Source organism: Haloterrigena turkmenica DSM 5511 (assembly GCF_000025325.1).
GTDB classification, from domain to species: Archaea; Halobacteriota; Halobacteria; order Halobacteriales; family Natrialbaceae; genus Haloterrigena; species Haloterrigena turkmenica.
Genome location: NC_013743.1, coordinates 2,550,619 through 2,575,778 on the forward strand (window position 1 = coordinate 2,550,619; position 25,160 = coordinate 2,575,778).

Annotated in this window: 18 protein-coding genes; 11 read left to right on the forward strand and 7 right to left on the reverse strand. The window is 64.8% G+C overall.

Features of this window, described 5'->3' with window-relative positions:
* The first annotated feature begins 53 nt into the window (after window positions 1–53).
* Both HTUR_RS12280 and HTUR_RS12285 read left to right on the forward strand, forming a co-directional pair.
* Window positions 54–1,652 carry a 4Fe-4S ferredoxin N-terminal domain-containing protein gene (locus HTUR_RS12280; RefSeq protein WP_012943644.1) on the forward strand — a complete coding sequence of 533 codons (1,599 nt, stop codon included), beginning with the start codon at window positions 54–56 and terminating at the stop codon, window positions 1,650–1,652.
* A 67-nt stretch (window positions 1,653–1,719) separates the two neighbouring features.
* Window positions 1,720–1,917 (forward strand): hypothetical protein, encoded by a 198-nt coding sequence (locus HTUR_RS12285; protein ID WP_012943645.1) that lies wholly within the window; start codon window positions 1,720–1,722, stop codon window positions 1,915–1,917.
* A 79-nt stretch (window positions 1,918–1,996) separates the two neighbouring features.
* Here HTUR_RS12285 and HTUR_RS12290 read toward each other — a convergent pair whose 3' ends face one another.
* Window positions 1,997–3,523, reverse strand: coding sequence for a (R)-citramalate synthase (locus tag HTUR_RS12290; protein ID WP_012943646.1), 1,527 nt, complete (start codon window positions 3,521–3,523; stop codon window positions 1,997–1,999).
* Window positions 3,524–3,969: 446 nt separating this feature from the next.
* On the opposite strand from HTUR_RS12290, the gene hpt reads away from it, so the two are divergent.
* The gene (gene hpt / locus HTUR_RS12295; RefSeq protein ID WP_012943647.1) at window positions 3,970–4,530 is read left to right on the forward strand and encodes a hypoxanthine/guanine phosphoribosyltransferase; all 561 of its coding nucleotides are present in this window, start codon (window positions 3,970–3,972) and stop codon (window positions 4,528–4,530) included.
* Window positions 4,531–4,554: 24 nt separating this feature from the next.
* Here the strand turns inward: hpt and HTUR_RS12300 are convergent, their stop codons facing one another.
* Window positions 4,555–4,929, reverse strand: coding sequence for a DUF192 domain-containing protein (locus HTUR_RS12300; protein WP_012943648.1), 375 nt, complete (start codon window positions 4,927–4,929; stop codon window positions 4,555–4,557).
* A 358-nt stretch (window positions 4,930–5,287) separates the two neighbouring features.
* Here HTUR_RS12300 and HTUR_RS12305 point away from each other — a divergent pair, with 358 nt between their 5' ends.
* Both HTUR_RS12305 and HTUR_RS12310 read left to right on the forward strand, forming a co-directional pair.
* Window positions 5,288–5,896 carry a hypothetical protein gene (locus HTUR_RS12305; protein WP_148225336.1) on the forward strand — a complete coding sequence of 203 codons (609 nt, stop codon included), beginning with the start codon at window positions 5,288–5,290 and terminating at the stop codon, window positions 5,894–5,896.
* Between the two features lie 144 nt (window positions 5,897–6,040).
* Window positions 6,041–6,568 (forward strand): DUF7097 family protein, encoded by a 528-nt coding sequence (locus HTUR_RS12310; protein ID WP_012943650.1) that lies wholly within the window; start codon window positions 6,041–6,043, stop codon window positions 6,566–6,568.
* Between the two features lie 44 nt (window positions 6,569–6,612).
* On the opposite strand, the gene ppc is transcribed toward HTUR_RS12310, so the two are convergent.
* A complete protein-coding gene (ppc, locus tag HTUR_RS12315; RefSeq protein ID WP_012943651.1) occupies window positions 6,613–9,306 on the reverse strand; it encodes a phosphoenolpyruvate carboxylase in 2,694 nt (897 codons plus the stop codon).
* Window positions 9,307–10,387: 1,081 nt separating this feature from the next.
* On the opposite strand from ppc, the gene HTUR_RS12320 reads away from it, so the two are divergent.
* From HTUR_RS12320 to HTUR_RS12330, 3 genes are read left to right on the forward strand one after another with little or no spacing between them, the layout of a single operon-like run.
* Complete coding sequence (locus tag HTUR_RS12320; protein ID WP_012943652.1) at window positions 10,388–11,419, forward strand: glycosyltransferase family 2 protein; 1,032 nt, start codon at window positions 10,388–10,390, stop codon at window positions 11,417–11,419.
* 2 nt (window positions 11,420–11,421) lie between these two features.
* Window positions 11,422–12,567 carry a DUF354 domain-containing protein gene (locus HTUR_RS12325; protein ID WP_012943653.1) on the forward strand — a complete coding sequence of 382 codons (1,146 nt, stop codon included), beginning with the start codon at window positions 11,422–11,424 and terminating at the stop codon, window positions 12,565–12,567.
* A complete protein-coding gene (locus HTUR_RS12330) occupies window positions 12,564–13,448 on the forward strand; it encodes a polysaccharide deacetylase family protein (protein ID WP_012943654.1) in 885 nt (294 codons plus the stop codon). Before HTUR_RS12325 ends, HTUR_RS12330 begins: the two co-directional genes overlap by 4 nt.
* Window positions 13,449–13,510: 62 nt before the next feature.
* Here HTUR_RS12330 and HTUR_RS12335 read toward each other — a convergent pair whose 3' ends face one another.
* On the reverse strand, window positions 13,511–14,434 hold the full coding sequence (locus HTUR_RS12335; RefSeq protein WP_012943655.1) for a hypothetical protein: 924 nt from the start codon (window positions 14,432–14,434) through the stop codon (window positions 13,511–13,513).
* Window positions 14,435–14,709: 275 nt separating this feature from the next.
* On the reverse strand, window positions 14,710–16,776 hold the full coding sequence (locus HTUR_RS12340) for a hypothetical protein (RefSeq protein ID WP_049941724.1): 2,067 nt from the start codon (window positions 16,774–16,776) through the stop codon (window positions 14,710–14,712).
* A gap of 451 nt (window positions 16,777–17,227) precedes the next feature.
* Here HTUR_RS12340 and HTUR_RS12345 point away from each other — a divergent pair, with 451 nt between their 5' ends.
* Entirely contained in the window at window positions 17,228–18,280 is a 1,053-nt protein-coding gene (locus HTUR_RS12345; protein ID WP_012943657.1) for a lipid II:glycine glycyltransferase FemX, read from the forward strand.
* Between the two features lie 94 nt (window positions 18,281–18,374).
* Window positions 18,375–19,436, forward strand: a complete 1,062-nt coding sequence (locus HTUR_RS12350) for a GNAT family N-acetyltransferase (protein ID WP_012943658.1) — start codon at window positions 18,375–18,377, stop codon at window positions 19,434–19,436.
* A 209-nt stretch (window positions 19,437–19,645) separates the two neighbouring features.
* Here HTUR_RS12350 and HTUR_RS12355 read toward each other — a convergent pair whose 3' ends face one another.
* Window positions 19,646–20,878, reverse strand: a complete 1,233-nt coding sequence (locus tag HTUR_RS12355; protein WP_012943659.1) for a hypothetical protein — start codon at window positions 20,876–20,878, stop codon at window positions 19,646–19,648.
* 591 nt (window positions 20,879–21,469) lie between these two features.
* Between HTUR_RS12355 and HTUR_RS12360 the strand changes: the two genes are divergently transcribed.
* Window positions 21,470–23,362, forward strand: a complete 1,893-nt coding sequence (locus tag HTUR_RS12360; protein ID WP_012943660.1) for a hypothetical protein — start codon at window positions 21,470–21,472, stop codon at window positions 23,360–23,362.
* A gap of 21 nt (window positions 23,363–23,383) precedes the next feature.
* Here HTUR_RS12360 and HTUR_RS12365 read toward each other — a convergent pair whose 3' ends face one another.
* Window positions 23,384–24,844, reverse strand: coding sequence for an oligosaccharide flippase family protein (locus tag HTUR_RS12365; protein ID WP_012943661.1), 1,461 nt, complete (start codon window positions 24,842–24,844; stop codon window positions 23,384–23,386).
* Window positions 24,845–25,160: the final 316 nt, after the last annotated feature.

A 25,160-nucleotide genomic window follows, 5' to 3' on the forward strand; every position in this document is an offset into this window, starting at 1 on the left:
CAGAAAATGGGACTCGATTATAATCAGGCAGCCGTCGATCGGGGTGGACAGCAGTGAGTTCCGACGATCACGAGGATGCGGACGAGGAGGTGTTTCATCCGCTCGGCGAAGAGTGGCAAGATGGCCTCGAGGCGGAACTCGAGGACACGGAGTACGACGCGGAGCTTGGGATGGAGATGGCCAAAGACGCCATGCGCGTCACGAAGGGGGAGCTCTCGGAGGCGGACTTCCACGACCGCTACCACGAGGACGTGATGGACGAGTTCGGCGAGGACGAGCGGCCAATCGAGGCCGGTGACGCCGACGAGGACGGTCGCCTCGAGAACACGCTCTCTCGGTTCGGCGTCGACGAGGAGTCGCGCCGCGACATGATGAAGAAGATGGGGGGCGCCGGTGCGGTGGGGTTCGGCGCCTGGGGGATCTCCAACGGCGGTTCGGACGAACCGCCGGCCGCCGCGGTCGCGGAGGAGTCCGAAGAGGGGGGCGAAGAGAACGAAGGGACCCAGTGGGGGATGGCCCTCGATCTGGAGTACTGCGACGGCTGTCTCTCCTGCGTCGTCGCCTGCGCAGAGGAACACGACTGGAATCAGGGCGCCAACTGGATGTACATCCTCGACTACCAGGACGAGACGACCGACGAGGAGGAGGACTACCGCCTCATCCGTCCCTGCCAGCACTGCACCGACGCGCCCTGTGAGAAGGTGTGTCCGACGACGGCGCGCCACACCCGCGACTCCGACGGGCTCGTCCTGACCGACTACGGCGTCTGTATCGGCTGTCGCTACTGTCAGGTCGCCTGTCCGTACGGCGTCAACTACTTCCAGTGGGACGAGCCCGAAGTCCCCGAATCCGAACTCGATCCGGACCACGTTTACGACGAACGGGGGCGGCCGGTCAGCGCCCGTGGTCCCCGTGGCGTCATGGAGAAGTGTACGTTCTGTCCGACGCGCCAGGACGGAAGTAAAGGCGAGGAGTTCGTCGGCCGGACAGCTTGCGAGGACGCTTGCCCGCCGGAGGTCATCCAGTTCGGCGACATGAACGATCCGAACAGCGATCCGCAACGATACATCGAGAACACCGCGAAAAGTCGCTCACTCGTCCAAATCGCCAGTGATCTTCCGGATCCGGAGACGATCGAAGGGAGTCTCGAGGGCGGCGATCAGGATCTCCAGTCGGTCGTCGACTCCGTCGAAGACCTCGACGAGGAGACGATTGCGGTCGTGGTGGCGGTCGCCATCCTCGGAAAGGGCGGCGAACCCGAACACGGGGCGAACGAGACCCTCGCCGAACAGGAGGCGACCGTGTTCGACGTAGCCAGCGCGCTCCAGGAAAACGGACTCGACCTCGAGAGCCGGGACCTGCTCGTCGAACTCGACCTCGCCGAGGAACCGGACGAGGACGAGGAGTTCCAGGGACCGGACGAGGAGCTCGCACAGGAAGTCCTCGAAGACTTCGGCGGCGATCCGCAGTCGCAGTTCAAACTCCTCGAGGACATCGGGACGGATCCGAACGTCGTTTATATCGGCAACCAGCCCGGCCCCGAAGCCCATCAGGTCGAGGGCCCGGTCGCCTACGAGGACGTCGACCAGACGGACGTCCGCAAGGACGTCCTCGACGAGAAGACTTTCGGCCCGCAGGGACCCTCCCTGTGATCGGGTGATCGGTGATCCGGCGGCGGCGACCCGCCGGGTTCATTACGTCCGCCGCGAACGTCCACGTATGAACATTCGCCAGCGACTGATCGTCGGGGCCCTCTGGATCGGCGTCGGGGCCGTAATGGCGATCACGATCGAGCCGGGCATTCCGTCGACCGCGAGCGAGTTCCTCAAACTGTTCGTCGTGCTCCTCGCGCTGTTCATCGCGGGCGTCTACCTGTTCGACCCCTGGAACGTTATCTCCCGCCAGCGGTTCCACTAGCGGGACGAATCCGGAACGGGAGCGGTGCTACTGGGTGCTATTTCCTCGAGCGAACGCGTGGAAAGCGGCTCGCGCGACCTCAGTCGTCCGCGGGCGCGAGCGGCTGCTGATCGGCCGCGAGCAACCGATCGAGCGCGTCGACCATCGCCTCGACGCTCGCGCGCGTGATGTCGGCCTCGCTGCGGGCGACCGTCACCGAGCGATCGTTGCGCATCATGGTCACCTCGACGGTGACGACGGCGTCGGTGCCGCCGGTCACGGCGTCGACGTGGTAGGAGTCGAGTTCGGCGTCGGCCATTGAGCCCAGCGCCTCGCGAACCGCGGAGACGGCGGCGTCGACGGGGCCGGAGCCGGTTCCGCTGGCGACGCGTTCCTCGCCGTCGACCTCGAGTCGGACGCTCGCCGTGGGAACGGCACCGCCGCTGGTGGCGTTGAGGTCCAGCAGTTCGACGACCCGTTCGCGGTCGTCGCCGGTGACGTCCTCGGCGATCGCCAGCAGGTCGGCATCCGTGACCCGGCGACCTCGGTCGCCGAGTTCGGTGACGCGGGTCGCGATCTCGGCGACCTCGTCGGAGTCGGCCTCGACGCCGTGTTCTTCGAGCGTCGCCGTGACGCCCGCGCGGCCGGTGTGCTTGCCGAGGGCGAGCCGGCGCTCGCGGCCGACGGTTTCGGGCGCGTAGGGCTCGTACATCTTGTCGTCCTTGAGCGTCCCGTCGGTGTGGATCCCGCTCTCGTGGGTGAAGGCGTTCTCGCCGATGACGGCCTTGTTCGGCGGGAGCTGGATGCCCGTCGCCCGGGAAACGGTCTGGGCGAGATCGTACAGCTCCGTGAGCTCGAGTGTCTCCACGTCGTAGACGTGGGAGAGGGCGATCGCGACCTCCTCTAAGGCGACGTTGCCGGCGCGTTCGCCGAGCCCGTTGACCGTACAGTGGACGAGGTCGGCGCCGGCCGAGACGGCCGCCAGCGCGTTCGCGACGCCCAGCCCGAGGTCGTCGTGGGTGTGGGCGCTGACCGGTCCGACGTCGGCGAGCCGACCGACGGCTTCGGCGGTGCGTTCGGGCCCGGTGTGGCCGACGGTGTCGGCGAAGCAGATCCGATCGGCGCCGGCGTCGACGGCCGTCGCCATCAGTTCCTCGAGGTAATCGAGATCGGCCCGGGAGCCGTCCTCGCCGATGACCTCGACCCAGAGGTCGTGGTCTTTCGCGTAGGCGACGAGTTCGGCGGTTTTCTCGAGGTTGTCCTCGTGAGAGGTGCCGACCTTGTCCTCGATGTGGCGGTCGCTGGCGGGGACGACAATGTGGACCCCGTCGACGTCACAGTCGAGGGCCAGATCGATGTCGGACTCCATTCCGCGACAGAAGCTCGTGACGCGGGCGTCGAGTTCGAGGTCGGTCACCCGCGAGATCGCCTGTCGCTCGCCCGCGCCGGTGCAGGCGCTGCCCGCCTCGATGACCGAGACGCCCGCCTGCTCGAGCGAGCGGGCGATGTCGACTTTCTCGTCGGGCGTCAGCGAGACGCCCGGGGCTTGTTCGCCGTCGCGAAGCGTCGTGTCGAGAAGGCGGACTGTGCGGTCTGGAGCGATCGTATCGTCGGCGGAGTGAGTCACAGGTAGAAGCGAATCGGTGGTTGCAGTCTGTTCATCGGAGAATTTCACGCCCAGCCGGGTTGCCCCGACTTCCTCTATCCTCGGACATATGTGTGTGACCCTATCGCATCTTGCCGACTTAAATCCGCCGGTCCCGGAGAGCGGAGACGTGGGTGAGCCAGTATGCTCGCCGCGAGCGAACGAAGCGAGCGAGCGGGCCGACGACTGACCCGAAACGGAGTGGAGGGGAAAGAGGAGTGCGTTTCATCAACGCTAAGCGGGATCGAAGATCCCGCGGGGTCGTCGGCGTGGCCCGAAAATCGAAGATTTCCGGCATCACGAAAGATCGAAGAGCTTTCGAACGACTTCGCGTCGACTGCTCGAGGGCGCGGCGAAGCCGCGCTCGCAGAGCAAACGGTTGGATCCAAACACCCTTGCAACCCCCCGTTGTACCGGCGCTCGAGTACATGGACCCGACTCTGAAGCAGCTCGCACGGTCGCTTCGCGAGGCCCCGGTCGTCGATCGCGACGGCTACGAGTACTTCGTCCACGGCGTCACTGACGGGGTGCCCCCGCTCGACCCCGCGGTGCTCGAGGCGATCGCCGACGGCATCCGCGAGCGGATCGACCTCGAGGGCGTCGACACGCTCGTCGCACCCGAAGCGATGGGAATCCACCACGGGACGGCGCTGTCGCTGGCCACCCGAATTCCGCTGGTCGTCGTCCGCAAACGCTCCTACGGCTTCCCGGAGGAGGTGGCCGTCCACCAGGAGACCAGTTACGGCGAGAGCGATCTCTATCTGAACGGCGTCGACGCGGGCGACCGCGTGGTCGTCGTCGACGACGTGCTCTCTTCGGGCGGCACGATCGAAGCGGTCTGCGAGGCCCTCGAGGCCGTCGGCGCCGAAATCGTCGACATCGTGACCGTCCTCCGACGGGTCGATGCCGACCACGGGGACATCTCCCGGCCCGTGACGAGCCTGCTCGATGTTCGCGTTCGGGACGGCGCGCTCGAGGTCGTCGAGTGAGGCGGGCGAGCGATCGGAGCAGGCTCAGGACTCGAGAACGACCCTGTCACCGTCCTCGACGCCGTCCGCGGTGCCGGCCGGGAGTTCGACGAGGAGGTCGCACTCCGCGCGGGCGAAGCTCAGCCACGGGCGCAGGCGCTCGACTCGTTCGACGACGCCGTCGACGACCCAGACAGCGTCGATCGGGAAGAAGACGAACAGCATGTGGACATCGCGAACCGCAGCGGAATCGAACCGGAAAGTCAGCGCGGAGCCGTCGAGCAGCGATCGGCGGAACATCAGGCCGCGGGTCTGGCTCAGCAGCGAGTCCGCGAGGTCGACGTCGGTCGCCAGCACTCGTCGATCGCCGCCCTTATCGGTCGCATCGCCGCCCGAAACCGGTTCGTGAACCAACTGCACAGCCTCGAGTCGGGAGTCGGGTGGCAAAAACCTTCTCGCTCGAGGCGCCTCCGAGGGCCGACTGCGATGAGAGCGATCAGGTCGGTTCTACGGGATGCCGTGCGAGCAGTGCTGGTCCAGGGAGGATAGATCTGCGAACACATCGTCGTATTCGCAACGGAAACGCTCCGTGTACTCCCGTCTGGATTGTAACGCGATCTTTCTCGCCGCTAACCCTGATTTCGCCACTGTAACTGCAGTGATGCGACCGAAAACGATCGGATAGGCGGCGCCACGAGAAGATTACGACCGTGAACGGACTTCCGTCTTTTATTGGATGCCGTTTCTACGCGAGAGCGTCCGCGGGGACGAGAGAACGATGACTGACAGTAACAAACGCCGACCTGAGAGAATTGTTGCCGATGAATCGCGTCGGACGTTCCTCAAGAAGAGCGTCGTCGCAACTGTCGGCGCGAGCGCCGCAGCATCGGGCGTAACGAGCGCACAGGACTACGACGAGGAGCGGCCCGGCCCCCTCGAGGGGGCGTGGGAGGCGTTGATTTTTCAGAACAACTTCCATCCGGAGGCGCGGTTTGCGATCGTCTCGGATACCCTCGACTGGTCGCCGAATTACGGCGGGATCGACGATAGCTGGTTCACGGGCTACAACACGCGGACGATTCGATGGCTCAACACCGGCGAACACGTCCAGTTGTTCATCGCGGACGAAGCCGACATCGGGCAGTACGATGTGAGCCTCGGATACGTCCCGAACCTGAAAGAGGGCTCGGACCGGCCGCTGGTGTACGAAGTGAGTCCGGAGTGGACGCCCTTTGATAACGATCCGCGGCTGACCGCGATCAACTTCAGTCCGGTCGAGGAGGAGATCGAAACGCGACTGCTCGAGGGGGACGACTGGTGGCGGAACCAACAAGAGACGATCCCCGACGACGAAAGCATCGGCGGCAACGCCACTGACGATACTTAGCTCGAGTCGATTCTCGCCGACTCGTCTGCTCGCCTCGAACAGCGCGAGCACACCCTCCTCGAGCAGCGAGCGCCCGGAGTCCGGAGCCGTCTCGCCGACCCGTGACGTTCAACTGCTCGCCGTGCGAACGGCTGCTAACCACGCATGGAGAAAACGCCGCGGGGAACGTCGGTCGGCGTCGACGACCCCTACGAGTTCGCGGGCGTCTGCGACCACCTCACCGGCGAGGGAACGTGTCGGTACGCCTTCGACCACTACGAGCACGATCCCGAATTCGCTCGCGAACGCGCCGAAGACGAGTACGAGTGTCCCGTCGTCGACCCCGAATCGGACTGGACGTGGGCCGACTGCCCGCACTTCCGCTCGCGCAATCGCGACCGGGAGTGCGTCCGGTGTGGCCTCGAGGAAAAGCGCATGGCCCACGACGACGAGCGCCCGCTGCTCGAGGAGCACCACCTCTCGTACGCGCGCGACGGGGAGACCCTCTCCCACGAGATCACGGTCTACCTCTGCCGGTGGTGTCACGCGAAGGTCCACAACTCGTGGGCGCGGATCACCGACGACGCGGCGCCGGATCCGGAGGCGATCGCCGCGCTCGAGGAACGGCGCGGTCGGGAATACGAGGAGTTGGGGTTCCAGTCGGCCGCGGAGCGGTACGACGAGGACGACTGACGAACGGATAGCCGCGTCAGCCCCTCGTGGACCGAACTAATCGATTAGCCCGTGTTCTTCATCCCGGCGGCGATTCCCTTCACCGTCAGCCGCAGCGTCCGCTCTTCGACGTCCGTCCGGTGGTTGCGATCGAGCAGGTAGACCTGTAACACGTTCAGCGGGTCGACGTAGGGGTTGCGCCGCGCCAAGTTCTCGCCGAGCCAGTCGCGCGTGTGCAGGTCCTCCCGCTGGCCGATCTCGGTGATCAGCTCCGTCGCGCGCTGGTACTCGTCGGTGATCCGCGGGAAGAACCGCTCGCGGAGCTCCGAATCGGCGAGGTCGGCGTACTGGTCGGCGATCTCGAGTTCGGTTCGCGACAGCGAGAGCGCCGCGTTGTCGAGCGTGGTCCGGAAGAACGGCCACTGGTCGTACATCTCCTGCATGGTCTCCATCGAGCCACCGTCCTCCAGATACGCGTCGATCCCCGCGGCGACGGCGTACCAGCCCGGGAGGATACACCGCGACTGGGTCCAGGAGAACACCCACGGGATCGCCCGCAGATCCTCGACGGTGCGCTCGCCGCTGCGCGAGGCCGGCCGGGAGCCCAGATCGAGATCCTCGATGACGGAGATCGGCGTCGCCTGCTCGAAGTACTGGACGAAGCCGTCGCTCTCGAGGAGATCCCGGTACTCTTGCCGGGCGGCGTCGGCCATGGTCTCCATCGCGTCGAACCACTCCTCGGGGAGCTCCTCCTCGTCGGGTTCTTCCTTCGCGTACAGCCGCGCCCGGAGCTGGGCGTTGAGCATCTGCTCGATGTTGCGCTCGGCGATACGGGGGTTGGCATACTTCTCGGCGATGGCCTCGCCCTGTTCGGTGAACTTGACCTGGCCGGTGATCGTGTTGTTCGGCAGGGCCAGCAGCGCCTCGTTCATCGGCCCGCCGCCACGGGAAATCGAGCCACCCCGGCCGTGGAACAGCCGCATCTGGACGTCGTAATCGTCGCAGATCTCGCCCAGCCGGCGCTGGTTTTTAAATAGCGACCAGTTGGCCGCCAGGAAGCCGTTCTCCTTGTTCGAGTCCGAGTAGCCCAGCATGATCTCCTGAGTCCGCCCGCGGGCCTCGAGGGCCTGACTGTAGGCCTCGTTTTCGAACAGCGTCCCCATGATGCGTCGCGCTCCCGAGAGGGCGTACTCGGTCTCGAGCAGCGGAACGATGTCGATCCCCGCGTGTTCGGGCAGCGAGACGACGCCGGCTTGATCGGCCAAGAACAGCACCTCGAGGACGTGGCTGGGCTCGTCGGTCATCGAGATGGCGTAGGTGTCGATGGCTTCGACGCCGTACTCGGTCTGCCAGTCCCCGAGGCTGTCGAAGAGTTCGAGGACTCGCGCCGAGTCCTCGGAGAGGTCGCTCGTCTCCGAGAGATCGACGAGGGGGTCGTCCTGTAGGACCGCGTCGGTCAGCAGTTCGACGCGTTCGTCCTCGGAGAGCGATCTGTAGTCGATCCCCTCTCGCTCGAGGGCCTCGGCGATAGCGCCGGTGTGTTTCTGCTGGTGTTCGCGCAGGTCCAGACTGGCCAGCGAGAAGCCGAAGGTGGCGACCTGTCTGCGGATCGGATCGACGTGGGCCTCGACGACGCTCTCCCCGCTGTTGTTCCGCAGACTCTGTGCGATGACCGCGAGATCGTCGAGGAGTTCGTCGACGTCGTCGTAGCCACCCGGCCGGACGTCGCCGACGCGCGCGAGGCGCTCGCGCATGAGTTTGAGTTTCTGGCGGTAGGGCTCACCCGGGTACCGATCTTCGGCGGTGCGAGCGCTTCCGGGCAGTCGCTCGCGGTCGTCCTCGAGGGAGGCCTCGAACTCGCCGCCGGTGTCGATCCGGCTCCCGTCCTGGCTCAGGACGCCCGAGAGGCGCTTGAGCTCGTCACGGTACTTCTCGAGGACGACCTCGCGCTGGCGCTCCAAGACGTTCGCGGTCACTTCGGGCGTCACGTAGGGGTTGCCGTCGCGGTCGCTGCCCGCCCACGAGCGGAACTCGAACAGCTTCGGAATCTCGAGGTCGCCCGCCGTCTCCGCGTCGATCGCGTCGGCGAGCTCGTCGTAGACCTCGCCGACGACGTCGAACAGGGTGTTCTCGAGGTACCACTGGACGTTGCGCGCCTCGTCTTCGGGCTCGGGCTGGCGGTTTCGCACCTGTGGGGTCTGCCAGAGGCTCGTCACCTCGGCATCGATGTCCCGCCAGACCTGCGACTGCTCCTTCTCGGTCAGCAGCCGTTCGTCCAGCGTCTCGAGGTGCGTCGAGATCGTCCGCAGCTTCGATTTGACCGTTTTGCGCCGCGCCTCCGTCGGATGGGCCGTGAACGTCGGCTCGATGAGAACGTCGTCGAGCACATCCTCGACGGTGTCGACGCCGCGCTCGCCGAGTTCCTCGGCCGCCATCTCGAGGCTGTCCTCGAGCGTTCCCTCGTTGGATTCGGTGCGGATCGTTCGGACTCGCTCGCGCTCCTCCGCGAGGTTGATCAGTTCGAAGTAGGTCGTAAACGCCCGCGCGACGATCCGCTGATTGTGGGGCGAGAGCCCCTCGAGTCGCGAGATCAGCGGCTCACGGGACTCGAGGTCGCCCGATCGGTAATCGATCGCCGCCCGCCGGCACGACTCGACCGTCTCGAACCCCTGCCGGGAGGTCTGGTCCTCGAGAACGTCCCCGAGTAACGCGCCGAGTTCTCGAACGTCCTGTCGAATCTCCCTGTTGTGAAGTCTCATACTGGTATGATGTATCTTCACCCCCAAAAACCCCTGTGGAGCCGTTCTACCGCCGGTTTGAATCGTTTTTCGTGATAGTTACTCGTGGTAGTCGGCTGCGACGACGATTCGTGTAGGCGATCGGCGATAGCGAATGTTTGCGAATAGCAACCACAGTTGCGTTACCGCGAAATTTCGATCGAATATGATACGTCAGAAACTGTTTGCTCGCCGTGGTGTCTGTCAGGTAGACATACATATTTCCGCCAGCGCCATTCAATTCACTACAAAAATAGTCAATGATTGCGATTATCGGGCGGCGACGGACCCCGCTGCTGACCGCGCCCGAGTTCACCGGCGCGTTCGGTCCGCTGTATCCGGCGCATAGCGCGCGACCGTCGCGCTCGTCCGTTCGAAAGCGACTCCTATCCGTTTCGCACCCTATTGGATCTTTGCGCCGAGTCGCGAGGGAACGTACTCGCGTCGCCGCGACCGAACGTCGACACCGTCGCTCTCGAGCACCTGGACCGTCGAGCGCGCTACTGACGTTACCAGCATTCGACAGGGTATCAGTCTTGAGGGGGCTCCGATTGGACGACTGACATGTACCGGCGTTTCACTCATTCGTATCTTATTCATTGACAATTTGGCGTGTATGTACTGTCCTCTGTCATGGATGGGTGAGAAAAACGTCCTCGAGAACACCACTATGTCGGTGTTAGGGAGACTGAACGAATTGTACGACTGTAATAACAAAACTCTATACACTGTGACAATAGCCCCGTGTTCGCTATGGAGAGTTCGACTGGTTTCGATCGCCGTTCCGTGGCTGTCCGGACAGCCGACGGGATCCCCGTAGCCGAGCGCGCGGAGCGCGCTCGCCCCGCAGTCGACCGTCGTCGGGACGGTAACGACGATTCCGACGCCCTCGCCGCGCCGAGAACCGGGAACGCGTCCGGATCGGCAGTCGCCGGTCCGCGTTCGGGGCGACCGCGCGTTCGCGCGTGGAACCGGGGAAACCGCGATCGACCAGTGGCGTTGCTTGGACGGATTGCAGGGTATCGAACGCAACCCGGGACCGCCGGCTACGGAGGGTGAGAGCATGTATAGACAGCACACGGTCGGCGTCGTCGTTCCGGCGTACAACGAGGAAGGATTCGTCGGCGACGTGCTCAGAACGATGCCGGAGTACGTCGATCGGATCTACGCCGTCGACGACTGCTCGACCGACGGCACCTGGGACGAGATCCGCCAGACGGCCGAGGAGATAAACGGCGCCGCCGAGGAGTCCGTCGCGGCCGTTCGGGCCGACGAACAGCCGGTGACCGCCACCGACGGCGGTCCGGCGTTCGACCGGCGCGTCGTTCCGATTCAACACGAGACGAACCGCGGCGTCGGTGGTGCGATCAAGACCGGCTATCTCGAGGCCCTCGAGGACAAGATCGACATCACCGCCGTGATGGGCGGCGACGGTCAGATGGACCCCGACATCTTGTCGCGCTTTCTCGATCCGATCGTCGAGGGCAAGGCAGACTACACGAAAGGGAACCGCCTGGTCGACAAGGAGTACCGCGACGGCATGTCGCGGTGGCGGTTCTTCGGCAACTCAGTCTTAACCTTCCTGACAAAGATTGCCTCCGGCTACTGGAAGATGATGGACCCACAGAACGGGTACACAGCCATCTCCCAGCGGGCCCTCGAGAACGTCGGCATCGAGGAGATGTACGAGTACTACGGCTACTGTAACGACCTGCTGGTGAAGCTCAACGCCCGCGGCATGCGGATCGCCGACGTCCCGATGCCGGCCGTCTACGGCGACGAGGAGTCGAGCATCGATTACCCCTCCTACATCTGGAACGTGTCGGGAATGCTCCTCCGGAACTTCTGCTGGCGGCTGAAGGCTCGCTATCTCGTCCTCGATTTCCACCCGCTGGCGCTGTTTTACCTCCTCGGGACGGCGATCTGCGGCGTCGGCGTCCTCGGGATCGCCTGGTCGCTGTACGCCTGGATGACGCTCGCCGCCCCGCTGTTCGTCCGCGGATCGGTGAGCGCGCTCCTGTTCGTCACCGGCTGCCTGTTCGTCTTCTTCGCGATGCTGTTCGACATGCAGGCCAACGAGTCCATGGAGGTGTGACGATGGCGACTACACCTGCGGGCCGCGTCGTCGTCACCGTCCAGCATCCGGCTCACGTCCACTTCTTCAGGAACGCGATCGACGAACTGGAGGAACGGGGCTACGACGTTCGCGTCTTCGCCCGCGCGAAGGACGTCACCGAGGCTCTCCTCGAAGCCTACGGGATCGAGTACGAGCGTCTCGCGGGGAGCGCGGAGTCGCCCTTCGAACTCGCGAAAGTGCAGGCGACCTACGAGTACCGCCTGCTCAAACGCGTCCGACGGCTGGATCCGGACGTCATGCTCGCGATCGGCGAACCGGCGGTCGCACACGCGTCCGCGGCCGTCGACGGCCACAGCGTGCTGTTCACCGACACCGAGCACGCGACCCTGTCGAACGCGCTCGCGCTGCCGTTCGCCGACCTCGTCTGTACGCCCCGTGCGTTCTGGGACGACCGCGGCTCCTCCCACTACACCTATCCGGGCTACCACGAACTGGCGTACCTCCACCCGGATCGGTTCAGTCCCGATCCGTCGGTCCTCGCGGACCTCGAGCCGCAGGTCGAGGCGGGACTTCCCGCGGCGACCGACGGAGGGGCCGCGTCCGGGACCGCCACCGGAGCTGACTCTGTTGAGCCCGGCGACGCGACCGCCACCATCGGCGACGAGTCGCTGATCGTCCTGCGGCTGATCTCGTGGACCGCGGCCCACGACATCGGCCAGGAGGGGATGGCCGGTGTCGAACGCCTCGTCGCCGACCTCGAGCGCGAGGGGGCGACGGTCCTCGTCTCGGCGGAGGGCGACCTCCCGCCGGCGCTTGCCGACCGACGGATCGACCTGCCGCCCGAACGGATGCACGACCTGCTGGCTCACGCCGATCTGTTCCTCGGCGAGAGCGCGACGATGGCCATCGAGAGCGCCGTCCTCGGCACGCCGTCGCTGTACGTCTCCGATCTGGACGCCGGCGTCCTCGAGGAACTCGAGACGCGCTACGGGTTGATCCGCCGGCTCGAGCAGGACGCCGAGCCGAGCCAAGTCGCCGCCACCGCCCGGGAGCTGCTGGCGATCGACGACTCGACGTGGCGGGAGCGTCGACGGACGCTGTTCGACGAGACGATAGACACGACGGAGTTCGTCGTGAACACGGTCGAACGGGTGAGCGACGCATGATGGCGGACCGCTCGTTCGACGACGACTACGAGTTCGCCCTCTGTCTCACCCACGACGTCGACCGGCCCTACAAGACGTTCCAGGCGCCCTACTACGCCGCCGCGGAGCGCGATCCCTCCCATCTCCGGTCGCTGGTCACCGACGAGCGCCCCTACTGGCAGTTCGAGGAGCTGATGGCCCTCGAGGACGACCTCGACGTCCGGTCGGCCTGGTACTTCTTGAACGAGAAGCGTCTCTGGGAGCAGTCCCCTCGCGAGTGGCTCGAGCCCCGCAACTGGATGCTCTACACGGGCCGCTACGACATCATGGACCCGGAGATCGTCGACGTCGTTCGGGCGCTCGACGATGGCGGCTGGGAGGTCGGCCTGCACGGCTCCTACGACTCCTACGACGACCGCGAGCGGTTGGGGTACGAGAAGCGGGTCCTCGAGAATGTCCTCGGCGATACCGTTCGCGGCGGCCGCCAGCACTACCTCAACACGAAACTCCCCGAGACGTGGGAGCACCACCGAGAGATCGGCCTCCGGTACGACGCCAGCTACGGCTCGAGCGACAGCTACGGCTTCGACGGCCAGTACGACGTCCTCCGCCCGTTCGACGACGAGTTCGTCGTCTTCCCGCTGACGGTGATGGAGACGACGCTGTTCTCCCAGACGCCCTCGGTCGACGCCGCGTGGCGCGAGTGTCGGCGCCTGCTCGAGGAGGCGGCCGACAACGGGGCGATCATGACCGCGCTCTGGCATCCGCGGTACCTCAACGAGGACGAGTTTCCGGGATATCGAACGATCTACCGCCGAATGATCGAGAAGGCGAAGGCGCTGGGCGGCTGGGTCGGACCGCCGGCCGAGTGTTACGAGCGGCTCGCGGCGGCGACGCCGTAGCGGCTACTCGCGCACAAAATCGGCGCTCCGTCTCGGCAGCTAACTGACCGCGTCGAAGACACTTACCGGCTCTCGAGAGCGGCGCGGGCTTCCTCGCGGCCCATGTCGAGACAGATCTCGTGTTCGTCGTAGTACAGCGCCGCATTGGACGCGTCGCCGACGACGTAGCCCAGCGGCCCGACGGCTTCGATCCGGTTGTCGTCGGTCGTCGTAAAGCGCATCGAGGTGTCCTCGAAGGCGAGTTCGCCGTTGACCCAGTACTGCATCACGCCGTCGGCGTTGGCCTGCCCGTTCTGGTAGGAGTTGACCTTCACGTGGCACTCGATCTCGTTCCACTCGTCCATTCGAACCACGGCGTCGGTCATCTGGAAGTCGCCCGAGCCGGTGTTGTCGAGGTGGTAGGAGTAGCTGAAGAACTTGTACCCCTCCGGCGCCGGCGAATCGTTCCGGTTGGCGAAGCCGATCGCGTTCGACCAGCCGTTCGTCCCGTCGGTGTTACCGCCGCCGGAGGAGCCGGGACCGTTCGTCAGGGGCCCCCAGAACATCCGGATGGTATCGTCCTGATTGAGGGTGAAGTTCTCCGGGTAGATCTTGAATCGCGTGTAGACCTCGTCCTGATAGTCGCCGACGTGCTCGGGGAACCGGTACTCGCAGTTGGCGATCTTCTGATCGCCCGTAAACGCCGTGTAGAGGGACTGTCGGCCAGTCGTCGCTCGGTCCGTAACGAACTCTGGCTGGTGGGAGCCGCGAACGTCGTTGACGTCGTAGACGTCGCCCGGTGCGCTGTAGTCGTCGTAGTTCACGGAGATCAGATCGCCGTCACCCGCAGCGGCCGCCGACCCCGCTACGCCCGAGACCCCGAACGCCGCGGCGGCCGATCCGGCCAGCTTGAGATAGGACCGTCGGCCGAGACCCGACTCGGCACCGTTGGTTCGGTCGTTGCTGACCGATCGATCGTGTTCGGTTACCGGCTGATCGCTCGTCATGCAACTCGGGTAACGCTGGGATATCATTATAAACCTTTACTACTGATTAACGTTATATTATACTGAATGTATTCTATTACTACCACGATTGGTCGATAATTCTCGAAAACAGATATGGACGACGGCAGGCGATATTGCCCGTTCGAAAGGCAGCATTACCGGCCGTTGACGGTGGGGAAATAGTCTATTACTACGGCAGGAATAGGCCGGCTCTATCGTCGGTAGCGGACGGAAAACGGACGGAATCGAATTACCGAAACGCCGAGTCGACGGTCCTACTGGATGTCGTGGTGGACGTCGACGGTGGCGTCGCCGACGAGCGTGAAGTCCGTGATGTCCCCGTCGAAGAAGTAGGCGTCTCGTTCGCCCGCCCGAACGGTGCCCGCGGCGCTCGTACCCTCGAGCGAGTCGGCGCGGTCGACGGTCGCGTCGCGGTAGTTCGACTGAATCACGTCGCCGTCGATGGTAAAGGAGTAGTCGGTCGCGTCGTCGGCCTCGCTGCCGTCGACGACGATCGCGTGCGGCAGGACGCGGGTCTCGCTGCTGTAGTCGGCGGGATCGATTCGCTCGGCGTCGAGGTACACGTGCGTCTCGCCCGTCGCGAACGTGACGTCGACGAGTTCGCCGGAGAAGCGGAATCGGTGGACGCCGCGCTCGATCGTTCCCGTCACGGTCTCGGTGGTCCGTCGCTCGGCGTCAGTAGCGGACGCGTCACCCAGGACGGTGTCGATCGTCCCGTCGACGGTCAGCTCGTAGCTCGCCTCCGATCCGTTGCCGACCACGGTCAGGACGTGGGGCAGGTCGTTGCCGTAGTCGGCCGGATCGATCTCCTCGCCGTCGACGGAGACGCGCGCGGCCCCGTCGACCGTGAGCTCCTCGAGGTCGCCGCTGAAGCGGAACGCGTCGCGCCAGCCGGCGACGGAGCCCGTGACGGTCCCACTCTCGATGGTATCCGTGCCGTCGATCGAGGCACCGCCGTCCGACGATTTCTCGACCGAGCCGCTGACGGTGAACTCGTATCGGCTGGTGCCGGTCGTTCCGAGACCGTCGACGAGCACGACGCGCTCGAGGGGCTCGTCGGATCGATTCTCGGCCGGCGGCGCGTCGGGATAGTCGGCCGGATCGATCTGCTCGCCCGAGACCCACAGCTGTTCGGGTTCGGGGTCGGCCGAAATCGCGACGATGTCGCCGTCGAAGAAGTAGCCGTCGACGGTGCCGGGCTCGGCCGTCGCCTCGACGACGGCGTACTCGTCGGACGCGATTTCGACGCTCTCGTTGTAGGTCGCCTGGCTCCAGTCGGACTGGACGATGTCGCCGTCGACGTACAGTTTGTACTCGGCCTCCTCGTCGCCGTTTCGGTAGGTGAACCGCTCCTCGTACTGCTCGCGGGCGCTGGGCTCGACCAGCGTCGGATCCTCGTCGTACGGCGGCGAATCGTCCCGATCGTCGGGCACGCCGCCGATCGCGATCTCGTGGTCGTCGTAGATCAGCGCGCTGCCCGAGAGGTTCGAGCCGACGACGTACCCCAGCGGGCCGACGCCCTCGATGAGGTTGCTCTCGGTAGTCGTCATCCGGAGGTTCGTCCGTTCGAAGGCGAGTTCGCCGTTGACCCAGTAGCGCATCACGCCGTCCCGGTTCGCGCTGCCGCCGGAGAACGTGTTACACCGGACGTAGCCCTCGATTTCGTTCCACTGGTCCATCCAGATCGGAACGTCCGTCATCTGGAAGTCGCCCGAGCCGCCCCGATCCATGTGATAGGAGTAGCTGAAGAAGTTGTAGCCGTTCGGCGCCGGCGAGTCGTTCCGGTTAGCGAATCCGATCGCGTTCGACCAGCCGTTGGTTCCGTCCGTCGCGCCGCCGCCCGACGAACCGGTTCCGTTCGTCAGGGGCAGCCAGAAGATCCGGACCGTATCGTTCGCGCTGAGTCGAATCCCGTCGGGATAGAGCTTGAAGCTGGTGTACACCTCCCGCGGCATCTCGTAGCCGTTCTCCTCAAACCGATACTCGAGATTCGCGGTCTTTTGCGCGCTCGAGAACTCCGTCCGAATCGCCTGGTCGGACCCGTTCGTCGGCGAGGAGACGAACTCCGGCGGAATGCCGCTGCGGTTGTCGTTGACGTTGTACAGCTGCGACGGATCGCCGTACCGGTCGTAGTCGAGTTCGATTCGTTCCATTCCCTCGGTCGATTGCGCGCCCGCGACGCCTGCCGAGGTCCCGATCGCCGCCGCGGTCGCGCCGGCGAGTTTGAGATACGATCGGCGGTCGATCGCGCTGTCGCTAGCGGCCCTCTCGTCCGCACCGCCCGACGAGTCGTCACCCAGTTCCGGAGTCTTGCGTGCCATATACTCCGAGTAATCAGATTTTACTATCATAAACTTTTCCGCTCCGTGAACGGACAAATAATGCTAGAGTAAAAGCGTTTGAAAGGGAATTCCGTGAAATAACGACACATATATCGAAAACATTGACTGTGATGATACCGTGGTGTAAGGCGGGATTACCGGCGGCTCGAGGCCGCATTGGTCGCACAGTCGCCCCCGGTCGACTTCGGTTGGCTCCGGTTCGCGGGCCCGAAACGGTCGGATTGTCCGTACGGTCACGCGAACCGACGTTATCGCGGTCGTCGCGAATCGCGTGTCCGGATGACCATCCCCGAAACGAAAGAAGCGACTCCCTTCGTTTTGCGCAGTACGGCTACAGCGGCCGTACGGCTGCTATAACAAAGCCTACATGAACCAAAGCTGAGCGAGAGTGTCGCCTTCGGCGATCGACCGCCCGTCGACACCGACAACAATGAGTATTCGTGTTTCAGTAGCCGATCCGTCAGAACAGGAGACGTGGAACAAGTACGTCGATCGCTCCCCGCAGGGAACGGTCTTTCACCGGTACGAGGCCCTCGAGTGTCTCCGAAATCATTCGGGCGCGACGCTGTACCCGCTGATAGGGTACAAGGGGGAGCAGCCGGTCGGGATCTTCCCCGTCTTCGAACTGAACAGCGGCCCGTTCTCGCTGGTCTTCTCTCCGCCGTACGAACTCGGCATTCCGAACCTCGGGCCCGCACTGGTACACTTAGACCAGTTGAAACAGCGAAAACGAGAGAAACGGCACCTCCGATTCATGGAGAGCTGTCTCGAGTGGATCGACGAGGAGATCGATCCCCAGTACACCTACGTCGAGACCGACTGGCACTACGAGGACACGCGACCGTTTGCCTGGAACGACTTCGACGTTTCCCCGTCGTACACGTACGTCATCCCGCTGGAGGATTCGCCCAGCGAGGAGGAGTTGATCGGTCGATTCAGCCAGAACCCACGGCGACTGATCCGGAACGCCCAGGACAGGGACTACAGCGTCGAGGTCGGAGATCGCGACGACCTCAAGTGGATCACCCAGCAGGTCATCGAGCGATACGAGGAACAGGATCGGACGCCGCATCTCTCCGTCGATTACGTCTTGGAACTGTACGATCGACTCCCGGAGGGGACCGTCCGACCGTTGGTTCTCGCGCTCGAGGGCGAGCGAGTGACGGGCAACATCCTCACCGATAGTGGGGATCGGGTCCGCGCCTGGCAGGGCGGGACGCGCGTCGAGATGGACTTTCCCGCGAACGAACTGGTCGAGTGGCACGGTATGCTCGACGCGATCGAGCGCGATGTGCCCAGTTACGAACTCGTCGGCGCGAACACGCGCCGACTGACCACGTGGAAGGCGAAGTTCAGCCCGGAGACGCGGACCTACTACTCGGCGAAACGGTCGACGGTGAGCATGGAACTGGCCGAGAGCCTCTACGTCAACCTCCGAGACAGCAGCGAGTTGCTCTCGCGACTGTCTCCGGCGACGAACTAGACGTTCGCGCCGTCGCACGGGCCGAGTCGTCCGCGACCGCGAGTCGAATACCACGCACGAACACCGCCGACCAACCGTCTACGCTTTCGAAACCGTGTCAGCACTCGAACCGACTCTGTACCGGAGCATCGAACCGATAAACGAGAACCAGTGGAACAACGTCGTCACCCAGTCCGACCGCGGGACCGTCTACCAGCGCTACGAGTGGGTGCGGGCGATCGAGGAGGCGTTCGACCACGAGCCTCGCCACGTCGTCGTCGAGAAGAGCGGCAATCCGATCGCCCTCATGCCTAACTTCAAGACCGACCTCCCCGTCCCCGACGCGGTCACGGAGACGCTCCCCGTCGCGCCGCCGCTCGAGCAGCTGGTCTCCCTGCCGACCGGATTCGGCGGCCCGGTCGTCCTCACCGACGAGGCCGACGCGCTCGACATGCTGTTCGACGGCCTCGAGTCGACCAGCGAGCGCACCGTCGTCACCCACGCCATCGAGACCTACGACCTCGAGTACGTGCGGTACGGCCAGTACCTCCAGACGCGGGGGTACGAGCCGTCGTTTGAGTCGTGTCTGTTCCTGATCGACCTGACAGACGGCTGGGATTCGATCCTCGAGGGGATGGACAAGGGCCGACGCCGCGACATCCGAAAGGGCAACGAACAGGAGTATCAGATCGAGATCGACCCGCTCGGGACGGACCTCGAGACGACCTACGACTGGTACGTCAAGAACCTGGAGCGCGTCGACGGCTCGCCGCTCCCGAAGGCGTTCTTCGAGTCCCTGGCCGACCGACTCGAGGATCGGCTGCGGGTCTTCAGGGCCGTCGTCGAGGGAGAGGAAGTCGGTCGGTACGTCTACCTCTTAGACGACGAGGGCGGGGTCCTCCACCACTGGTTGTCGGCGATCCCGGATTCGGACAACTATCAGTACCACCCCTCCGAACTCCTCCACGAACGCGGGATCAAATGGGGGATCGAGCAGGGGTACGAGCGGTACAACTTCGGGAAAACCGGCTCGCACTTCTCGAACTCGGTCTTCCGGTTCAAACACAAGTACGGGGGGACGGCCGTCCCCGTCTTCAAGGTCGAGAAGGGGTACTCGCGCGTCGCGTGGCCGTTGTACCAGCTCGGGCGCGAGAAGTACGTCGAAAAATCTCTCTAACCAACCTTTTGCTCTGCGCTCCCTCGCTATCGCTCGGTCGGTCGGCAAAACGTTGATGAAAAGCGCTCCTCCCTCCCCTACGGGTCGGTCGTCGGCCCGCTCGCTCACTCCGTTCGCTCGCGGTGAGTGCATACCCTCTCTTTCTACTTTTCGCGAGCACAGCCACTCGTACGCCTTGAGGTGCCCTCATCTAATCGACCGCCCCCGCGTCACTCCTCGGGCCTCGAGGGAACGGCCGCCGGGTCGAGTTCCTGCCCATCGACCCACAGCTCCGCCAATTCCGGGTCAGCGTCGACGGCGACGACCGAACCGTCGTAGAGGAAGCCGTCGGCGCTCTCGGGATCGGCGACGGCGTCGGCGACCGCGTACCCCTCGGTGTCGTCGGCCAGTTCGATCTCGACCGTCTCGTTGGGTACCGCCGTGTGCCCGTCGACGTTGCTCCACCCGCTGTGGACGACGTAGCCATCGACGTAGATGCGATATCTCGTCTCCTCGTCGCCAGTCGCGACGGTGATCCGGCCATCGTAGTCGTCCATTCTGCTTGGATCCTCGACGTAGGGATCCGGGTCCCGTTGGTCCTCGATCGCCCCGTTCCCGCGCAGTTCGTGGTCGTCGTAGTAGAGTGCCAGATCCGCCGGTGCCGTTTCGTCGCCGCCGTACCGAACCAGCGGCCCGCCGTACTCGATCGCCTGATCCTCGGTCGTCGTCCAGCGGAAGTCAGTTCGCTCGTAGACGGGCGTGCCGTTCAGCCAGCACCGAACCTCGCCGTTCGGATCCGCCGCGCCGTCGCTGACCGTGTTCATCCAAACGAGCGTCTCGAACTGAAACCACTTGCCGACCGGAACCGGCGCGCCGACGACCTCGAACTCGCCGCTGATGCCCTCCTGATCCATGTGGTAGGAGTACGCGGCGAGGTTGTAGGCCGCCTCGTCGTCGATCTCGCGATCGGTCACGGCGAACATGCTCGACCAGCCGTCGTCACCGTGCGGCCGACCTCGACTGCCCGATCCCTGGACGCCGGCCTCCGTGTTGAGCCCCGCACACCAGAACCGACAGACGTCCGTCTCCGCCATCGTCCAGTCCTCGCTCAGTGAGACCATCGCCCGCTGGTAGAGCGCCCGCGGCTGGTCGTAGCCGTCGTCGGGAAACCAGACCATCGCGTTGCTCCCGTCGCTGTCGCCCTCGGGGATGTCACACCGCAGGGCCGTCTCTCCCGTGTAGGTGCGTCCGTTTTCGAAGGCGAACCGTTCCGGATACCCCGTCCAGACGCGGTAGACGTCCGACGGGTCGTCGTGCGCGTCGTACTCGATCTCTCGTTCCTCGAACGTCGCGGTCCCGCCGCCACCCCCCTCGTCTCGGGCGACGAGCGCGATCACCCCACCCGCGATCCCTGCCGTGAGCGCGCCGCCGGTGAGTTTCAAATACGACCGTCGGTCGACCATCTCCCGGGAGATACAGCGATGGCGCTCTTAGTTACGGTCCGGATTCGAGGGTATACAATCGGTAGCAGGCCGTTATATTATATACGTCTCTGCTACGGCACCGTCCCGCCTGTCCCAACGCTCGAGAGACCTCGTTCACCCGCTCCAGGCGTCAACCAGAGGCGATCAGATCGTGTCGCTGGTGCGGTGTTCAGTGCTCGAGGAAGCCTCACGCTCTTCGTGCCGGATCGTCCCCGCTAGCGGGACTCTCGAGTCGGGATTCGATTCCGTCTTGACAACTGTTGTGTCACCCTACTCTGACAGCTCCGATTCGATTACGTTCACCGAACTTCTCATAAGTTACCAGATGTGAGCAGTCCAACAGTAGCGACAGCGATACCTTCTCAGCGGCTGTGAACGGTGTCGTACGTTTTTCGAACGCGATTGTATGTAGTTGCGACAGATGATCAGTTCCGTCGATCGAAGCGGACCGGCGGCCGACCGTCGGTCCCGACCGGGAGCCGAACCGAGACCGGACCCCGTCGCTCGAGTACGGATACCGAACTTCCCGCGACCGATTGCGAGACCGACGACGCAGGTCGGTGATGCCCCGTGAGACGGCTCGTCGATCGCGTCTACGGGCTATCGACGGTCGCGCTGCCGCTCGTGGCCGTCATCGGAATCGTCGCCCCGCTGGTCCTCGGGCTAACGAATCTGGCGATTCTGGGCCTGTACTTCGCCGTCCCCATGATCGCCGCGCCGGCACTGGTCCGAGCGATCGGCGACGAGCGGGGTTCCTCGACGGCGGCCGGCCGTCGGATCCCGCGGGTCGACTGGCGCGTCTGGTCGGTCACCTTCCACCTGCTGCTCGCGGGACTCGTGGTGGTGCTCAGCGCGACCGCGGTCCGACCGCTCCTGTTCTACGCGGGGGTCGCCGTCGCGTACCTGCTGTGTTTCCTGTTGATCACGACCTCGCGACCGACTCGAGGCCGCCACGCGATCGGCCTCTATCACCTGGTGGTCCTCGCCGCGCTCGTCATCTTCAGCGTCACGCTGAACTACGACCTCTTCGTGGGCCACGGCGACCTCATGACCCACATCGCGATGGCGAGGTCGATCCTCGAGACGGGCGAGCTTTCCTCGCTGCTGCCGGAGTACGAGGCGTTCCAGCTCTGGCACGTCTACACCGCCGTCTCGACGCAGCTGTCGGGCGGCTGGCTCCCCGTCCACACGACGATGTACCTGCTCTCCGGGGGGATCTTCGCCGCCGCCGTCGGGCTCATGTACGGCCTCGCCCGGCGCGTCTACCCCAACGAGACCGCCAGCCTGCTGTCGTGTCTGGTGTTGATCTCGTTCCCGCTGTACCTCTTCTACGGGATGTACTCGATCCCGCGCAGCGTCACCTCGATCCTCTTTATCGCGCTCGTGCTCGCGCTCGTCGATCGGCCGACGGGGAACATGCGGATCCTGACGGTGCTGCTCGTCGCGGCGATCGTCGTCTACCACCCCGCGTCGATCCCGTTCGTCCTCGCGATCCTCCTCCTGTTCGCAGCCCTCGAGTTCTCGATCGCCAGCCCGATCCGGGCCGCCGACAACTACGTCCTCTCCGTCGGCGTCCTGATCACGGCCACCTACTGGCTCTACAACGCTCAGTTCATCGTCGAACGGCTCGTCGACACGATGGTCGCGAGCTTCCTCGGCTCCACGCCGGGGTCGGGTCAGTCCGGAGACGTGCTCGCCGCGCCGTGGGCGCAGGCCGCGAACTTCGTCCCCTACGCGTTCGCCCTGTTGCTGGTCCTCGTCGGCTTCCTGTTCTGGCACCGGCGGCTCGCGACGAGCGGCGAGGCCGACGCGATGGCGGACGTGGCCGAGCCGGGCGTCGACGTCCGTTCGTCGCGGCGCGTGCCGCTGTTTACCTCCCTCGGACTGCTGACGGTAGCCCTCATTCCGCTCGCCTTCCCCGGACCGACGCTGCTGCTCGATTCCCTAGCGGGCATCAACATCAGCCGGTTCGGCCACTACAGCATCATGTTCGTCGCGCTGCTCGGCGGGTTCGGACTGTACGAACTGTTCGACCGCGGCGGCGTCGCGGTGTTCCTCGCGCTGCTCGTGCTCACGTCGGGGCTCGGGTTCACCGCCGTCTCCAACGACTTCACCGCATCCGACAACCCCGTCGTCGAGCGGCCCTTCTACACCTTCTACCTCACCGACAACGAGGTCCAGTCGTTCGAGGCCGTCGGCGCGGGCTACGACGGCGAGGTCGGCGCCGACAGGCTCTCCTGTCGATACCTCGAGGAACTGCAGGGGTCGTCGTGTTCGGTCGTCAACGCCGGCGGGGAGGGAGACCTGTTCGCCGGCTACGACGCCGTCCTCATCAGGGAGGGCGAACTCGCGGACAGGCCGTTGCAGTTCTCCGAGTACGTCGAGAAGGAGTCGATCGACGAGAGCGAACTCGCGGATCGAAACCGCGTCTACGATTCGAACGAGGTCGCGCTCTACGGCTGATCGGCGCCGCACAGCGTGCGATCAGCCCGTGAGCTGCTCCGCGACCTGATCGACGTCGATGAGATCGAAGGCCTGGCAGGCGACCAGCCAGACGACGCCGCTGGCGGCGATCGCGACGACGAGGCCGACGTACCCCGAGAGAACGTGCAGGAACGCCAGGACGATCGCGGCTATCCCGACGCTGATCCCCAGTGACGTCGTGAAGCAGTGGGCCACCTTCCGGTAGTCGAAGGGGAGTTCGGTGTAGACGATCCCGACCGTACAGATCGCGTAGGTGCCGTACGTGATCACGGTCGCGACCGCAGCCCCGGCGGCTCCGAAGATCGGGATCAGGGCGAGGTTCAGGGCGACGTTCCCGGTCGACGTCGTCGCCTTGAGGATCGCCCGCGACCGCGCTCGCCCGAGATAGTCCAGCGCGGGCCCGGAGATGTTCTCGAGGGCCTCGAAGAAGACGAACAGCGAGAGGATCTGGACGACGAGGATGCCGCCAGCGTAGCCGTCCCCGAAGATCAGCACGATGGCCGGGTCGGCGATAACGAGGATGCCGACGCAGGCGGGCACGTACAGCGTCAGCGTCTTGCGAAGACTCTCCTCGTACACCGAGGCGGCCGCCTCGGTCTCTCCCTTCGACGACTCTGCCCCGTAGGAAGGCGAGAGCGCGAAACCGATCGAGGCCGCGGGGACGCGCGTGAACTGGCTGATCTGTTTCCCGATCGTGTAGAACGCGACCTGCGTCGGATTCGTGAGAAAGCCCACGAGGATCGTGTCGAGGTGGCCGTCGACCTCGGCGGAGAGTCGCGTGACGCTCAGGGGCACGTTGTACCGGAGGATGTTCATTCGGACCTCGCCGTCGCCGGTGATGCTCGCCCGATCGAGGTCGCTGACTCGCCAGACCATCCAGTGGCCCAGCAGTGTCGCGAGGCCGTAGGCGACTACGTAGCCCACGACGGCCGCCGTCGGCGTCGGTCGGAGCAGGACGGCGGCCGTCACGAGCGCCAGGGTCATGCCTCCCTTTATCGCGTGCAACTTCGCTGTGGCGGAAATCGCTTCGTACCCCTGCAGGATGGCTCGGTTGTACCGGTAGAGCGTGTAGAACAGGACGTAGCCCGAGCCGACGAACAACAGGCCGGCGAGGCCCGTCTCGTTCAGCAGCGCCGCGAGGAAGTCGGCGCCGACGAGCAGGGCGACGGCGACGGCCAGCGACGCGATCGCGACGAGGACCCACGATTCGACGACCGCGGCGACGGCGCGCTCGGTGGCGTCGTCCCTGTCCTCGGCGATGAACCGCGCCGCGGCCCACGGCAGCCCCGATTCGCTGATGAACCGAGAGAAGGAGAAGACCGAGAGCGCGAACGCGAGTAGTCCGTACGACTCCGGCCCGAGGATCCGCGTGAGTACGAGCAACAGGAGTCCGGTCGATACGACGTGGATGACGCGACCACCGAAATCGGAGACGATGTTCGATATCAGTCTGTTCGCCATGTGGTGTTTGGAGGTATTGTGTGTGCGATTGGACGGCGCGGCGTTCCGGAGCCGACGCGGGCGCGGAACCGATTCCGTCCGCGGTCGGCCCGGGGCGATACCTGATCTGAGGGTGATGTGAAACGCGAACTAATAGGTTCGTGACGGGAATCGTGTCACTGACGAGTTGCTGAACGATAGGGATCGAATAGGATTCGCTACCCGCCGCCTGAACCGACCGGCGGCGCGCGTAGGATCCGAATTCTCTCCGCCGTCTCGAGGGGGACTCCTCGCTACGGTTCGAACGATCACCCACCGATATGTACGCGAATCGCAT